This is a genomic window from Psychrobacter sp. TB67 (genome assembly GCF_000511065.1).
GTDB lineage: Bacteria > Pseudomonadota > Gammaproteobacteria > Pseudomonadales > Moraxellaceae > Psychrobacter > Psychrobacter okhotskensis.
In genome coordinates, this window is the sequence record NZ_AYYA01000044.1 from 25,520 (window position 1) to 41,330 (window position 15,811).

Annotated in this window: 11 protein-coding genes; 3 read left to right on the top strand and 8 right to left on the bottom strand. The window is 42.7% G+C overall.

The features are described 5' to 3' along the window. Positions 1-2 precede the first annotated feature (2 nt). From herA to W293_RS0106405, 5 genes are all read right to left on the bottom strand, one after another. On the bottom strand, positions 3-1,745 hold the full coding sequence (herA, locus tag W293_RS0106385; RefSeq protein WP_025651637.1) for an anti-phage-associated helicase HerA: 1,743 nt from the start codon (positions 1,743-1,745) through the stop codon (positions 3-5). Then, positions 1,745-2,956, bottom strand: coding sequence for a DUF4297 family anti-phage-associated protein (locus W293_RS0106390; RefSeq protein ID WP_025651638.1), 1,212 nt, complete (start codon positions 2,954-2,956; stop codon positions 1,745-1,747). Before W293_RS0106390 ends, herA begins: the two co-directional genes overlap by 1 nt. Positions 2,957-3,091: 135 nt before the next feature. Then, positions 3,092-5,083, bottom strand: a complete 1,992-nt coding sequence (ligA, locus tag W293_RS0106395) for an NAD-dependent DNA ligase LigA (RefSeq protein WP_413771497.1) — start codon at positions 5,081-5,083, stop codon at positions 3,092-3,094. Between the two features lie 360 nt (positions 5,084-5,443). Beyond that, the gene (locus W293_RS0106400) at positions 5,444-6,460 is read right to left on the bottom strand and encodes a cell division protein ZipA C-terminal FtsZ-binding domain-containing protein (protein WP_025651641.1); all 1,017 of its coding nucleotides are present in this window, start codon (positions 6,458-6,460) and stop codon (positions 5,444-5,446) included. Positions 6,461-6,718: 258 nt separating this feature from the next. Then, complete coding sequence (locus W293_RS0106405; RefSeq protein WP_025651642.1) at positions 6,719-10,678, bottom strand: AAA family ATPase; 3,960 nt, start codon at positions 10,676-10,678, stop codon at positions 6,719-6,721. Between the two features lie 139 nt (positions 10,679-10,817). On the opposite strand from W293_RS0106405, the gene W293_RS0106410 reads away from it, so the two are divergent. Beyond that, positions 10,818-11,117, top strand: coding sequence for a DUF4298 domain-containing protein (locus W293_RS0106410; RefSeq protein WP_025651643.1), 300 nt, complete (start codon positions 10,818-10,820; stop codon positions 11,115-11,117). Position 11,118: 1 nt separating this feature from the next. Here W293_RS0106410 and W293_RS0106415 read toward each other — a convergent pair whose 3' ends face one another. Next, positions 11,119-11,922, bottom strand: coding sequence for a sulfite exporter TauE/SafE family protein (locus W293_RS0106415; RefSeq protein ID WP_025651644.1), 804 nt, complete (start codon positions 11,920-11,922; stop codon positions 11,119-11,121). A 179-nt stretch (positions 11,923-12,101) separates the two neighbouring features. Between W293_RS0106415 and W293_RS0106420 the strand changes: the two genes are divergently transcribed. Continuing rightward, positions 12,102-13,052: a biotin--[acetyl-CoA-carboxylase] ligase gene (locus W293_RS0106420; protein WP_025651646.1), complete on the top strand. Its 951-nt coding sequence runs from the start codon at positions 12,102-12,104 to the stop codon at positions 13,050-13,052. Positions 13,053-13,089: 37 nt separating this feature from the next. Next, positions 13,090-13,818, top strand: a complete 729-nt coding sequence (locus W293_RS0106425) for a pantothenate kinase (protein WP_025651647.1) — start codon at positions 13,090-13,092, stop codon at positions 13,816-13,818. A 104-nt stretch (positions 13,819-13,922) separates the two neighbouring features. On the opposite strand, the gene W293_RS0106430 is transcribed toward W293_RS0106425, so the two are convergent. Both W293_RS0106430 and W293_RS0106435 read right to left on the bottom strand, forming a co-directional pair. Then, on the bottom strand, positions 13,923-14,444 hold the full coding sequence (locus W293_RS0106430) for an energy transducer TonB (protein ID WP_025651648.1): 522 nt from the start codon (positions 14,442-14,444) through the stop codon (positions 13,923-13,925). Between the two features lie 123 nt (positions 14,445-14,567). After that, positions 14,568-15,755, bottom strand: a complete 1,188-nt coding sequence (locus W293_RS0106435) for an isovaleryl-CoA dehydrogenase (RefSeq protein WP_025651649.1) — start codon at positions 15,753-15,755, stop codon at positions 14,568-14,570. Between the last annotated feature and the right edge of the window lie 56 nt (positions 15,756-15,811).

Genomic DNA, 15,811 nt, shown 5'->3' on the forward strand with positions numbered 1-15,811 from the left:
ACTTACTTATACCATTCTTGTTTTATAGCTTCAAAATCTAAGTCTCTCCATTCTTCTTTCCATAGCTTCCAATATGGAATATCATTTGACGAAGGTGGATTTATACATCTATCGATTTGAATAATTGAAGGTAGCACAACTGCATCACCTAACAATAGCCCTTCACCTGCTTTAAAAGCAGGCATCATATTTATCAAATTACCCAGTGTATCAGGTAGGAGCTTTTTCACATAGCTCTGATCATTAGGATTAGTTAGCCTCATTGCGATAAAATTATTACATTGTGAAAAAATAGTTTCAGATATTTCAGATGGTCTTTGACTAGCTAAAAGTAGAGAAATACCATATTTTCTACCTTCTTTTGCGATTCTCTCTATTGATTGCTTAGATGCACGAAATTTAACTAAGTCACTTTTTGGAACATACTTATGTGCCTCTTCGTAAACCAACAAAATTGGAACATCATTATTAATAGTTTCATTAGGATTTATATCGCATCTTAGACGCTTATAAATATACCCATACTCAAATATAATTCTAGAGATTAGAGAGACCGTAACGCTAAGAACTTCAAAAGGAACACCACTTAAATCAAGAACTGTTACATTCGAAATACTATCTCCAGAACAACCCATTAACTGCTTTAAAGTTTCTTCGAAGCTTATTTCTTTCGATTTTTCTCCTAAAATAAAATCCAATCTTTTATCATTTATTTTGCTTTCCAGTCTATTCAAAAAATTTATTAGCTTTCCATTTAGTGTTCCGCTAGCAGTGGTAGTAACACATTTAACGTCATCATTAAAAAGTTCGAATTCTGTAGTTTCTGAAAAATCAAATGAGTTTCCATCAGGTTTTTCCCAAATTATTCTATGGTCTTTATCTTTTCCTTCATCATTCCTATTTCTAATATAATTCAGTACTTGGTCTAAGTTAAAAAAAGATGGGAAATCATAGTGTATTTTAGCCTTTTTCAAAGGATCGCCACAGTGAAATTTTCTGTTATTCACGACTGCCTGTTTAAAAACATTACGTTGGTTGTGATCGTTAGCCTCTGTGTCCAAGAAAAGATCTTCTAACTCATCACTATTGAGCATCCAGTAAGGTAAAACCAAGCTTCCTATATCTAAGACATTTGCATTAGGAAATGCAGATTTATATTCAGAATGAACGTCAAAAATAATTATTTGAGAATTATTTAGTTCAAAATCTCCGCTTTTTTGGGAAATAGCTTTTTGAAGTATTGTAGATACTGTATGAGACTTACCTGATCCTGTTGAACCAACTATAGCGATATGTTTATTGAAAAACTTATTACCATCTACAGGTACACTTATATTTGGATTTGAGGACAATTTAGAGAAACAAAAATTACTTTCTATTTCTACAGAATTTTCATATATTTTTTTGATATCTTCAACAGTAGCAGGTTCAACTTTTTTTGGTGGAATAGCTATTGAATCTCCACCACGAATAAACTTATCATCTTTGATGATACCTAATGGATGAGCTTCTAACAAGTAACTGCGTCTACCATCATCAGTTATTTCAATTGAGAAATTTTCAATGATACCAATGAGTACTACATTCTCATTATCGGAGATTCTTAGGTAGGAACCGACTTTAAGAGATTCATCAGCCAGACTAAAAGCTTTTAAGTCGTCTACAGAAATCTTTACTTTATCTGGAGATACTGCAATAACTTCAGCGTTTAATTTTTCAATAGCATTAATGCCTGCTGTATTCATCAGATTACTTCCTTAATATCGTTAATTTCCTTTAGTTCAATTTTAATATGTTTCATATTATCATTTTCATAGTAGAAAAATGGTTGCTGTAAATAGAATTGATAGATATGTACTATTTTATTACTAGCTTCTACCATAGCCTCTAAGTCTTTACTATTATTCAAAAATTTTATATGTATTGGATTTTCATAGCTAATAGGTTTTAGCATTGATTTTGTTGAAAAATTAGCTCCTTGAAAGTCATAACCATCAATACATAATTTTCCTGAGTTTCTCAAATATTCTTTTATTTCAATAATTTCCGTTTCATTCAGTTTGCTTATAAAAATAAACGGACAAAACCTCTCAGGTGTTCTTTTAGTTACCTTGCTATATTTATTAGAAATAACTAATATCAAATCTATTAACTCTGATCTATTATATTTATCAATATCAACTTCAATTAGGAAAAACCTATTAAAGCACTCAACATTAAGACTCGAAAAAAATCTATTTCTTAAGTTTTTTAGATGCTTCTCCCTTCCTTTTAGCTGAAGAAACCACTTATTGAATATTACTTGTTTTTTATCAATATTTTCTAGAAAACTTGATTTTGAAGTCTTTCTATTATCAATCTTGGATTCTATAGATAGTTTCTTTATTTCGTTTAAAGCATTATTGTAGTAATAATGCTCAGCTTCAAAAATATCACAGTCAAATATCTCTATCAGTTTTTTAACGATTATTTCTAATTGATGGGTATACTCAGAAGCATCAATATCAATGTCTAAAATTGAAATGAATTGCTCGAGTTCATTATCTTTAGCTTGAAGTATTTCATGATGTTTATACTCAACCTTATCTTTTTGATGAGTAAGGAATGTAGACTTAAGAAAGTCTACACTAATTGGCTCTATCAGCTTATCCTGTCCAGATTTATAGTAACCATAAATTTTGTACCTAATTTCTTGGCTACCATTTCTTTTTCGCTCAATAAAATCTTTTAGCATCAATTGAATAGGTTTAGCAATAACTGAATGATTATATTCAGTTTTTTCATAATACTTACATTGTATAGCAGTTTTTTCATCTGCTGTTTCGATATCAAGATCCTCTATTGCTTCGACAGTTAGACTGTTTCTTATATTTTCCTGATTAAGAATTTGAAGAATAGTATAGTCAAACTGATAAAAATAACCTTTTATTGTATGAATAGCACTTCTATCACTCACTTTATCTTCCTATCAAATTTAATCTATAATCCATGTAAGTAAATATACCTTACTCTTAGTATACTAGGCGAATAAATGTTTATTAAATATATCTTAGTTAATATAGCTTCATTAGTAAACTAAATTCTACTTGCTCTACTTCCGAACCAACACCAAGAACTCATCTTCACTCACCACTTTCACACCCAGTTTTTCCGCTTTGGTGAGCTTAGAGCCAGCCTTATCCCCTGCTAGTAGCGCAGTGGTTTTTGCCGATATACTGCCTGAGACTTTTGCACCCAGCGCTTGTAGTTTGGCTTTGGCTTCATCACGCGCCATGCTATCGAGCGCACCCGTGATAACCCATGTTTGCCCATCAAGCGGTAGTCCTTCTGATGCGACCTGCTCGACCTTATCCCAGTGCACGCCTGCTTCACGCAGCGCGGTGATGACTTCAATATTGTGCGGCGCACGGAAGAATTTATACGTCAGCTCGGCGGTGATTTCGCCAACATCTGGCGTTTTAATCAGGGTTTCGATACTGGCCGCCATAAGACTATCTAAGTCACCAAATTGCTGGGCAAAGTTCTGTGCCGTACCTTCGCCAACGCCACGAATACCTAGCGCGTAAATAAAGCGAGCCAGCGTGGTATGTTTGCTAGCCTCAATGGCGCTGATGATGTTTTGTACTGATTTTTCACCCAGTTTTTCAAAGGTGACCATCTCATCTGCATGATTGTGCAGCTGATAGATATCAGCAACCGTTTTGACCAAACCATGCTCAAAGAAGCTAATAAGCCAACTTGCGCCAAGCCCATCGATATCCATGGCACGGCGTGAAACAAAGTGAATGAGCGCCTCAGTCTGCTGCGCGGGGCAAAACAGTCCGCCTGTGCAGCGCGCTAATGCTTCATCTTCTGGTAGGATGACAGGCGAGTCGCAGACAGGACAAGTCGAAGGTAGGGTGACTGGCTCGCTATCGGCTGGGCGCTGCTCGTGCCACACGCGGGTGACCTTAGGGATGACATCGCCTGCCCGATGCACGCTGACCATATCGCCTGCACGTACATCTAAACGCTGAATCTCGCCAAAGTTATGCAAGGTGACATTGCTGACGGTGACGCCGCCGACTTTGACGGGTTCGAGCTTGCCGACTGGTGTGATTTGACCTGTGCGTCCGACTTGCCATTCGATATCGTTGAGACGCGTCATGACGGTTTCGGCGGGGAATTTATAGGCCGTTGCCCAGCGCGGTTCACGCGATAAAAACCCAAGCTGCTGCTGTAGCACAAGGCTGTTTACCTTGATGACCATACCATCGATTTCATAGGATAATTGGTTTCGCTCTTCGATCGCTTTCTCGTAATAAATTTGTGCCTCTCGTGGAGTATCAACTACCCTTACTGCGCTGACGGTAAATCCAAGCTCAGTGAGCCACGCCAGCGCTCCTGATTGAGTATCGATACTTGTAGGCAAGCCTTGATTGACCGAATAACCGTAAAATGCCAGTGGACGACTGGCGGCTATGGCGGGATCAAGCTGACGTAAGCTACCAGCAGCGGCATTGCGCGGATTGGCAAAGGTTTTACCTTCGTTCGCCTCGCTAAGTCGATTAAGGCGCTCAAACCCTGCCTTTGGCATCAACACTTCGCCGCGTACTTCTAATAGCTCGATATCAGCGGCATCCGCGATCCATAATGGCAAATTACGAATGGTTTTGACATTTTGAGTGATGTCCTCCCCTGTTTGTCCATCACCGCGTGTGACCGCTTTGACAAATTTGCCGTGCTCATACTTCAGTGAGACCGCCAGTCCATCGAGCTTTAGCTCCATCTCGTATTCAGGGTTTTGCTGCGCGTCACTTAGGCGATCATTGACACGGCGCATAAAATCGCGCAAATCATCATACTCAAAGACATTGCCGAGCGATAGCATGGGGATGTCATGCGTGACTTGGGTAAAGGCTGAGAGCGGCCTATCGCCAACTTGATTGATCGGACTGTCAGGTTGTATAAGGTCCGGATATGCTTCTTCTAATTCAATTAAGGCACGGCGCATTTTGTCGTATTCGCTGTCTTCCATATGTGGACTATCAAGCACATAGTAAGCGTGATTGAGTATTTTCAGAGCTTTAATAAATGACCGCATTTGCGAGACAATTTCTGTATTCTTGTTTGTGCCGTCATCGGCCGGACTGGATATATTAGATGTTGCACTCTGTACTTGAGCAGATAGGTTTTTAGAATTATTTGGTGAGGTAGCGTCAGTCATAGTCGGGGTCTTTTTTGTCATTCAAGATGTCGATATGATAACAAGTTTGTAGGAAGCTCGGTATAGTCAATCCTATATAAATCAAATACTGTGTCAGGCTCGCTCAGTCTACTATCTATGGTTAGAATTTTGCAGAAACTAAAGTCCATTAAAAAAGGCAAATAACGTTAATCGCTATTTGCCCTTTTTATGATTTCTGCTATTAAGCAGATTTTAACTTTCGTAGCTTTTAAGCTGCTAACCCTCATAATCACGAACTTGATTACGCAGTTGCTGCTTGTATTCAGGGGTGATTGGTTCGTTCTCTTCATCGAGCATAATCGCGTCCAAATCACTTGCCATCATATAGGCAATGCTCATCATACTATCAAAGCTACGCAGCGCTTGCGGATGCGGCAACGATAAAAACACTACCACGCCATTATAGGTATTGGTCGCCACGCTATGCGGGTCAAAAGGTGCGATGCCACTATCGGTGATGCCCATCATGCTAAACCACAGCATACCGGTGCCGTCTTTTTGCTCGTAGCGATGGAACATATTCATCGCCCCATAGCGTAAGCCATATTTATCGATTAACGCCAATAAATCGCGACCACGTATCACTGCTGTTGGACGGTCACGGTATTGATGCGGCAAAATAGTGATATTGATATTGTCTTTGGCATTAATCAATGGACCGTTTTGCGCTTCATCAACAGGCTCTGACAGATGCTGATCCAATATCGGACTATTATTATCAAAGCTTGGCTCTTCTGCCGTATCAATCGACGGCATCAAATTGTCAGTCGCCGACATCAGGCTAGAAAAGGCATCAGGCTCTTGCTCGATTTGCATCTGCTGCGCCGTTTCTGCAAACTCGCTATTATCGCTACGCTGTTGTTCGTCCTGCCAGCGCGCATAATCGGTATCAGCCATCACGTCATGATTAACGTCATTAGTCTCACCACGCCCAGCGGTCAACTGCGTATCGACAGTGGTATGCGTCTGGGTCAAAGGTTCTTCTTCGACGACGGCATCCAAATAACTGCGATCAGGACCGATGCTAGTCTCGCCAGCGACGGTATCTTCTAAGTCTGGCTCATCGACGATATTACGCTCGTGGCGCGGTATGATAGGAATACCGTTTTTATCATAATTGACCGCGGCAGCCTCAGCCGTTTTGCGGCGCTTAAAGCTGCGAATGACCATAAACAGCCCTGCGAGCACGATAAACGCGGCAATGGCAATCAATATAAACTGAATAGCGGTCATGAGAAATATATCCTAATAACTATGATAAAAGGGAATACATAAGAAGGCATAAATGGCAATATTCTAGCATGGCTGACCCATGTCGTCACCACATTGTGTATTTTATAGTCAGCACGCTTTATTTGAGTCGTTTGCAACGATTGTGGCGTGCAATTTTATTATAGCCAATCAGTAACACTGCTATCAGTGACCATGCTAATAGTAGCGTCAACATCATTCTGTGAAACATCATTTTGTTCAATGTTAACTTGTTTAGTCTTAACCTTCTACATAACGCACCGCTTCATCAAGTGAAACACTGACTAAAGTCGAAATACCTGCGTTTGGCATGGTAATACCTTTTAGCTCATCAGCAATCTGCATCGTCAGCTTATTATGGCTGATAAAAATAAACTGCAAATCGTCTGCCAACTCATGAATGAGACTGGTAAAGCGAGCAACGTTGGCATCATCAAGTGGCGCATCAACTTCATCAAGTACACAAAACGGCGCTGGATGCTGCTTAAATATCGCAAAAATTAAGCTTAGCGCAGTCAAAGTTTTCTCACCGCCTGAGAGTACGGCCAAGCGACTATTACGCTTGCCCTTTGGTTGCGCCATCAAGGTTAACCCTGCCCGCCACTGTTCTGACTTTAGTGCATTAGCAGGCATGTCGTCAGTATTTAACGTTAGGCTGGCCTGTCCACCGCCAAAGACTTTGGCAAACAAATTGGCAAGCTCGTTATTGACCGCATCAAGCGTCTGCATAAATAGCGTTTTGGTGGTCTCATCAATAGAGGCAATCGCTTCCGTCAGCGTCTGCATACTCGCAGCAATATCGGCTGTTTGCTGCGCAAGTGGCTCTAAACGCTCATTAACTTCCGCAAGCTCTGCCACTGCGGCAAGATTGACTGCGCCTATTTTGCTTAGTTGCTGTTCAAGCTTATTACGCTCAGATTCTAATTCTGCGATTTTATCTGGGCGTACACGGCGATCATGGGCGATAAAATCTGCTAATAAGTTTGTTACGCTCATTACTTGTTGCTTATGCTGTGGCTGCTGCGACATCTCCGATTGCGCTTGATATTTATGGCTAACTTTATCATAAGCATCTAGCGCTTCTTGGGTATGGCTGCTAGCATCCTCTAGCCGTGCCATGCTTAGAGCCAAATCGGTGGCAAGACGTGCAAGCTCACTTTGTTGTGTTTGCAATGACTGTTGTAGCGTATCTAGCTCGACCTGCTGCTGACTATACTCTTGTTTAAGCACGTTCAATGCGGTTTCGCGTGTTGTTAATACTACTTGCTGCTCATCGCGTGCTTTCTGTGCTGTTTGCAATGCTGCTTGTAGTGCGGGCAGTTTACTTTGCTGCTGCTCATGACGCGCCTTTAGACTTTGTTCGCTTTGTAGCGATTTATCATGTTGCGCAGTTGCCCGCGCAAGACTACTCACGCTATGCTCTAAACGCATCTCGCTTTGTTGAATACGAAGCTGCAATGCTTGCCAAGCGTCATCATCTGCCTGACGTGTGCGGGCGAGCTCACTACGCTCGGACTGTAATTGCTGACTGGTCGCACGGGCATCAGATATTTGCGGCGTTAGCGCCGCTATCTCACTTTGGATATGTTGCTGCTCATGATTGAGGGTTTGCAATTCTTGCTCAAGCTCTTGTTGCTCTTGCTCAAGGGCTTCTTTGTCAGCATTTAGACGCTGGCTGTCTGCTTGTAGACGTTCAGCGTTGGCGCGCTGAGTGGTAAGCTGCTGCTGATATTGATGCTTATCACGGGTCAATTGCTCCGCTTGCGCACGAGTTTCTTCTAAGCTGATCGTTAACGCATCGTAGTTGCGCTGGTTATTAGCGATGGTCTTTTGTTGATCTTGTATTTTGCCTTCAAATTCATCAAGCAACGCTTCTAACGCTTGCAAACGACTACGCTGCTGTAAGCGCTGGCTTAAAAATTGACTATTGCTCTCATTTTGACCATTTTGCGCGCCAGCAAACTTGCTTAGATTCATCGTACCCTGACGACTGATAAGCCAACCGTCAGAGGTTAGCAGAATTGCTGATGATGGTAATATTTTCAGAATATCAGCGAGCGCGTCAAGAGTCTGATTATTAGTGACCTCAGATTGTGCGACATATAAATAACATTGCTGCCAAAGCGCTAAGTTAGGTGCAGTAATCAGCTGTGATAAAGGCAGTATTGTATCAGTCAAACCGTCAGGCAATTCGCTAACAATTGGCTTTGCGTTTACATCACTTTGCTTAGCAGATAGCCACAGGCTATGACCATTTTCTATTGAAAAATTGTCCTGTTTATTAATCTGTTCGTTTTGCGCATTCTGATAAGTGAACAAATCCGTTAAGTCATGCTCAAGCGCTTGCCATAAGCTATTTGTTTGCTCAGAGTCATCACTCGCGTTATCAACGCTTGGTTGATTGGCTTGCTTAGGAATCAGCACATGACTATCCAACCATAATGCCAATACGCTATCGAGTAACTCGGCATGCTGTTGCCCTTTTGCGCTGAGTTCAATCTGCTCACGTAGCGTTGCAATGGCTAACGGCTGATGATGTATGCCATCGCTATCCGTCTTATCTGTCGCAGTAACTTTCGACTTTGCTGATTGCTGTTGTGTAGGTTTTGGATGCAATATCTGATGTAGAGTATCGTACTCACCTGCCAAAACTGCGTGACGTTTTTCATCCTCGCTCAACTCGCGTTGCTGCATGTTCAAGCGTTGTTGTAAATCATGGGCTTGCGGTTGTAGTTCAGACAGTCGTTCATCAACGCTATCTTGTTGACGCTCAATCTGCTGCAACTGCTTATTCAGCTCAGTCACTTGCATCTCTAATGGGCGCTGCAAATTGTTCGCATCAGCCTGCTCTTGCCCATCACCATCAGCCCTGTCAGCATTGGCAGCTGGTGCTAGTGACTGTTGTAGTTGCTGCCATAGTTTCTGCCAGTTTTGGTGGCGACGCTGCCATTTCTCATGGTTTTGCTGCTGGCGTTTTTGCGCTTGGCTATTAATGGCTTGCTGCTGCTCAAGCGTACGCGCATTATCTTGCAGGCGTGACAGCTTATTTTGCGCGTCATGGTAGGCGCGCTGCAATGGTTGCTCGTTGCGTTTATGCGAATCGCGTTTATTGGTTAGCTCGCTAAGCTGTGGTCGCAAGCCTTCTAGCACATTATGCTGCTTAGCCTGTTCGGTTTTTAAGCGCTCAATCTCACCCACTGCTTGCTCACGCTGCTGCTCCAAGCTGGTAAGTTGCTGTGCGATAACGTTTAATTGTGATTTGGCATCGCTAAGCTCATGCTCAGCTTGTTGATAGCTTAGCTGCTGCTGATAATGGCTGCTTTGCGCATCGTCTTTTAGCCACTGTTCTTGATTGATATGGGCAGCAAGCTTATCTTGCTTAGCTTTTAGAGTCTCATAGCTGGCTTTTAGTGTGGCGACCTCATTAGCGCTACGTTCATGAGATATTTTTTGCTGCTGCTGATTATGCTTGGCCTGATACAGTTGCTGAATGGCAAGTTGCTGCTTGATATCAGCAAGTGTTAACGCTAGCTCTTCGTAACGCTGAGCGCTTTCTGCTTGCTTAGATAACCGTTTTTGTTGGCTAATCAGCTCGCTTTGCATATCATGCAGACGTGCTAAATTATCTTTAGTTTTCTCTAGCTTTTTTTGCGTTTCTTCGCGGCGCGCTTGATAACGCGAAACCCCTGCCGCCTCTTCGATAAACTCTCGCAGCTGCATGGGGCTAGATTCAACAATTCGCCCAATCATACCTTGTTCGATAACCGCATAACTGCGCGCGCCAAGCCCAGTTCCCAAGAACACATCAACTACATCACGGCGACGGCAGCGCGTGCCATTAATAAAGTAGTCTGAGCGTCCCTCTTTATTTACCTGTCGGCGGACTGACAGCTCTTGATATAAATTAAACTCATGGCGAATACCCGTCTGCTCGTCTTGCGTATGCTCAAAAGTCAGCTCGACACTGGCAACACTTTTGGCGGATTTATCTTGCGTTCCTGCAAAGATAACATCACTCATTGCCCCGCCACGTAACTGCTTGGCGGAAGTTTCGCCTAGCACCCAGCGAATGGCATCGATGACGTTGGATTTGCCACAGCCGTTTGGCCCGACAATGGCGGTGATGCCATGACGGAAGGTAAAAGTTGTTGGATTGGCAAAGGATTTAAAGCCTGCCAATTTTAAAGATTTTAAACGCATGAATAATCAATAAACTTAGCGAAAACAGGCGGCTATTCTACCTGAAATTGTGACGAGTTTTTAGAGTTTGTGAGGAATGCTATAATATGGCTGAAAATCTATATAATTCATCTAAACACTAAAAATTAAGAGCATTAATATGACTGATTATAATCCGCAAGAATTACAACAAAAATATGAAGAATGGTGTGAGCTACATCGTAAACAGCTTGAGGCGCAACAGCAGTTCTTAAAAGCTGAAACATTGCAAAACGAATTAAAAGATTACTATCTAAATCCGCAATGGATGACAGATCGTGAAGCGGATCTGCCAATTGAACATTCAGGTAAAGAGCACTCTATCTTTAGTGAAGATGCGCTATGGAGTATGCTCAGCGACCATGATGAGTTAGCAAGAAAGTGGATGCGTTTGGGGCTAGATGCGATTGATAAGAAGTAACTTAAATCACCCCAATCCCACTTAACAATAACTGACCACCAGCAAATAATAACAATATGCCAAAGGCACGCTTAAGCGTCAGCGCAGGTAATACATGGGCAAGCTTGGCACCGACTTTTGCCATAGCGAAGCTAACGACTGAAATACATAAAAACCCTGTGATATGGACAAAGCCTATCGTACCTTCAGGTAGGTTGACCACATCTTGACCGAACCATGCAAATCCTGCTGCGCCAGCCAATGCAATTGGCAGGCCACAAGCCGCTGAAGTGCCCACCGCTTGCTTCATCGGTAGTCCCGCCCAATTTAAAAACGGTACGGTCAAACTGCCACCACCAATCCCAAAAATAGACGATGCCATACCAATACCTGCTCCTGCGCCAAACTGTACACTAGCAGGCGGTAACGGCTTACCTAACTGCTCTTTGTTAGAGAAGAACAACATCTTTAAAGCGACCAATAACGCGCCGACACCGATGATAGCTTGCAATACCTTACCGTCAATCATGTCAGCAACCCCTGCACCAACGAGGCTGCCTATGACCAAACCTAATGCCATTTTTCGCCACACTTCCCAGCGTACACCGCCGCGCTTATTATGCGCCGTGAGTGAGCTAATAGAAGTCACTACGATGGTCGCAAGTGAGGTACCAACTGCCAAATGGGTCACCACTTCAGGAGGAAAATGATACGCAGTAAAAATCCATACCAATGCTGGCACGATAATCATGCCGCCACCGACGCCAAATAAACCTGCGCTGACCCCAGCAAACGCCCCTGCAATGACAAACCACACATACAACATCATAGTACTACCTTTTATAATGGTTATTTTTAGATGATAATAACCAGCGCCTGCGCGTCATTAGCATCTAAGTCGTGACAATTCTGCCGATGGCTGTCATTCTTAACAATGGCCTTAGTATATCAAATGCTATCTTAAAGACTCTATCAAACAGTATATGAACTACAGCGACTAAATTTATGCCGTTATCTATATCTATGCCGTCACCAGCCAATCCTTTCGTTCATTTAGCTGAGCTTACGCATCGTCATGTGCTCAGCAGCGCCTCTACCAATAGTGAGCTGATAGACGCTGTGCAAGATGGCACGCTGGATGCTACTAAGTTGCAGCTACTAACAGCTGAAACCCAGAGTGCAGGACGCGGACAGCGAGGTCGCTCATGGCAATCACCGCGCGGTAATGTCTATCTGTCGTTATACCACCCAGTACACATGCCCATTAGCGGTTTGTTATCGTTAATCATCGGCGTTGAGCTGGCAAAAACGCCTGTTATCCAAACATTGAATGAGAAATTACGCGCGCAAGGTTTAACCCCTATCGGCGTAAAATGGGCCAATGATCTGGGCTTTTATCAAAATTCTTCTGAATCAGATAAAGCTGAACCAGACACGCAAATTATTCAATTCAATAAGCTTGCTGGTATTTTAATTGAACCAGTTTGGAAGGCAGGAAAATTGGTTGGTGTGGTCATGGGCGTTGGACTTAATGTACAGGCTGCGCCAAAGCTAACCGCGCAGACTTGCGAAGGTATGAGCTATCAAGCCATTAGCTTACAAGATATTTATGGAATACTAGCGTCAGATAACGCGAACAGTCTACCAACCTTACAGACGCTTTATCAGCAAATTAGTGAAGCGTTACTGGCGGCTATGACACGCTTTGAGCATTTTGATATCGAAAGGCCCACTGGGCATACCTATTATCTGGATAGCTTTTTGCAAGAGTTTGCGACGATGGATGCATTGGCGGGTCTGCGATTACGTGTCAGCCAAGACCATGATGATAAAGCGCATGTCATCACTGGTGACGCCTGCAGTATTGATACAAACGGCTGTTTGCAATTGCGTGAAGATAACGGTAAGATTTCTGCGCTTTTTACCGGTCGTATTGATGTGATTTGTGAGGCTTAAATCACATACTTAACGAGCACCATATAAAGGGATTTTTATGCTCTGGTTAGATCTTGGTAATACCCGTCTAAAATACTGGCTCACCGATGATATCGGGCAAATAGTCGCGCACGATGCCAAACAACACTTGCAAGCGCCTGCCGAATTACTCATGGGTCTGACCGATCGTTTTGAGCGTTATGCGCCCGACTTTATCGGTATCTCGTCGGTACTGGGTGACGAGCTCAACGTAAAAGTATCAGAGACTTTGAGTCGTCTAGATATTCCGTTTGAGTTTGTCCATGTTGATGCTGAACACCCATTGATGCGTAGCGCCTACAATGACGAGCAGCTCGGCTGCGATCGTTGGCTACAGATGCTGGGCGCAGTTGATAAGAAAAAGCGCCAGTGCGTGATTGGCTGTGGCACAGCAGTGACCATTGACTTAATTGATCATGCTGAGCATTTGGGCGGTTATATTTTCCCAAGCATCTATCTGCAACGTGAATCCCTATTTTCTGGTACCAAGCAAATCACCATCTCTAACGGTACGTTTGATAGCGTCAGTCAAGGAGTCACCACGCAAGATGCAGTACATCGCGGGATATTATTATCCATCGTTGGTGCGATCAATGAGATTAGCCATCGTCATCCCAATTTTGAAGTCATTATGACGGGTGGTGATGCCGCCATTATTGCGCAACATGTCAATCGCCCTGTACGCCTGCGCGATGATTTATTGTTAAATGGTCTGGCACGTTATTTTGACCATAGTAAACAGATATAGTAATTTGAAAGATTTTGTAAGATAGAAAATAGAAATAAAAAAAGCAGTACGTTTTAAGCGTACTGCTTTTTTGGTTTAAACACGTTTAACCTCTCCATTACCTTCTATGGTGCTGCTGTAAAAGTGATAGGTAATGCAACCCTACCTTTCACTGCCTGCCCTTTTCTTAAAAAAGGTTTAAGTCGAGCTTTATAAATCTGCTTTGCAAAAAAACTATCTACTTCTTTTAGACCGCTGCTCTCAATCAACTTTATATCTTTGATATTACCTTCTTTATCAACATGCAATGAAAAAACCATTGTTAAATCCGTTCTATCACAAGGTTTGATAACAGCGCCTTCTTCATCATATGAACAATGAATTAAATATTTATCAATAGAAGTATAACGAATAGCACGATCGAATCTTGGCGGTCTCAGCCAACTAACATCTCGAGTGGAAAATTGAATAAAGGGTTCAGAATTAGACAAATCAACGAGCTCTGCCTGTGCAGACGTCATACTCACTGTAATCGTAAACAATGCAAATAAACTGACTAACAGGCCATAAGCACTGATAAATTTTATACTGGTTCGAAAAGGAGAAGATGTATTAAAAGCTAAGTTAGTATGTAGTTTGCGAATCATTATAAAAGTCTTTTATCCAAATCATTAAAAAGTGCCACGCTATGAGACATATAACGTAGCACATTTTTAGATCTTAGAGCAGAAAAATTCGATAAAAGTTAACTTTTAATTCGCCATTAAACTTTACTTAGTCTCGTTAAACAGCTCACGACCAACTAGCATACGGCGAATCTCACTGGTACCCGCGCCGATTTCATAGAGCTTAGCATCACGCCAGAAACGACCAAGCGGATACTCATTGGTATAGCCATTACCGCCAAAGATTTGAATGCCTTCACCTGCCATCCAAGTGGCTTTTTCGGCACACCATAAAATCACACTGGCGCAATCTTTACGCACTTCTCGACTATGACCTGCGCCGCGCTGATCTAACATGTCAAGATTTTTACCAACGGTGTATAAGAAGCTACGCCCCGCCTGCAAGATGGTATACATGTCCGCAACTTTACCTTGAATGAGCTGAAACTCACCAATCGCTTGACCAAACTGCTTACGATCATGGATATAAGGGACGACATTATCCATCACTGCCTGCATGATTCCGATAGGACCAGCTGCTAATACCGCGCGCTCGTAATCTAGACCACTCATCAGTACCTTAACGCCTTCGTTGAGGCCGCCTAAAATATTCTCTTTAGGGACTTCAACATTGTTAAAGGTCATCTCACCTGTATGGCTACCGCGCATGCCTAATTTGTCTAGCTTTTGCGCGGTACCAAAACCTTCCATGCCTTTTTCAACGATAAATGCCGTCATGCCTTTCGCACCCATTTCTGGATTGGTCTTAGCATAAACCACCATTACGTCCGCATCAGGACCATTGGTAATCCACATTTTGCTGCCGTTTAAAATGTAGCCACCGTCTTTTTCTTCGGCTTTTAGCTTCATGCTGACCACATCTGAGCCAGCGCCCGTTTCACTCATCGCTAGCGCACCAATGAATTCACCGCTAATGAGTTTCGGCAGATATTTTTGCTTTTGTTCCTCTGAACCATTGCGTTTAATTTGGTTGATACACAGATTAGAGTGCGCACCGTAGCTCAGCGCCACGGACGCAGAAGCGCGGCTAATCTCTTCCATTGCGACCATATGAGCGACGTAGCCCATATCAGAACCGCCGTACTCTTCAGGAACAGTGATACCATGCAAACCTAAGTCACCCATCTTTTGCCACAAATCCATTGGGAATTCATCGCTGCTGTCAATCTCAGCCGCACGCGGGGCAATTTCTTTCGCCGCAAACTGCTGTACCACATCACGTAACGCGTCGATATCTTCGCCAAGCTGAAAATTCAATCCAGGTAAACTCATAACCATTCCTTGTATTTTGATGTTTTAAATCTTGAATTTTAATCTGTTTTTTTAAA

Bases quoted from the DNA above. Each gene is read 5' to 3' on its own strand.
- herA (WP_025651637.1), bottom strand. From the start codon at position 1,745: ATGAATACAGCAGGCATTAATGCTATTGAAAAATTAAACGCTGAAGTT.
- ligA (WP_413771497.1), bottom strand. From the start codon at position 5,083: ATGCGGTCATTTATTAAAGCTCTGAAAATACTCAATCACGCTTACTAT.
- W293_RS0106400 (WP_025651641.1), bottom strand. From the start codon at position 6,460: ATGACCGCTATTCAGTTTATATTGATTGCCATTGCCGCGTTTATCGTG.
- W293_RS0106405 (WP_025651642.1), bottom strand. From the start codon at position 10,678: ATGCGTTTAAAATCTTTAAAATTGGCAGGCTTTAAATCCTTTGCCAAT.
- W293_RS0106410 (WP_025651643.1), top strand. From the start codon at position 10,818: ATGACTGATTATAATCCGCAAGAATTACAACAAAAATATGAAGAATGG.
- W293_RS0106415 (WP_025651644.1), bottom strand. From the start codon at position 11,922: ATGTTGTATGTGTGGTTTGTCATTGCAGGGGCGTTTGCTGGGGTCAGC.
- W293_RS0106420 (WP_025651646.1), top strand. From the start codon at position 12,102: ATGCCGTTATCTATATCTATGCCGTCACCAGCCAATCCTTTCGTTCAT.
- W293_RS0106425 (WP_025651647.1), top strand. From the start codon at position 13,090: ATGCTCTGGTTAGATCTTGGTAATACCCGTCTAAAATACTGGCTCACC.
- W293_RS0106430 (WP_025651648.1), bottom strand. From the start codon at position 14,444: ATGATTCGCAAACTACATACTAACTTAGCTTTTAATACATCTTCTCCT.
- W293_RS0106435 (WP_025651649.1), bottom strand. From the start codon at position 15,755: ATGAGTTTACCTGGATTGAATTTTCAGCTTGGCGAAGATATCGACGCG.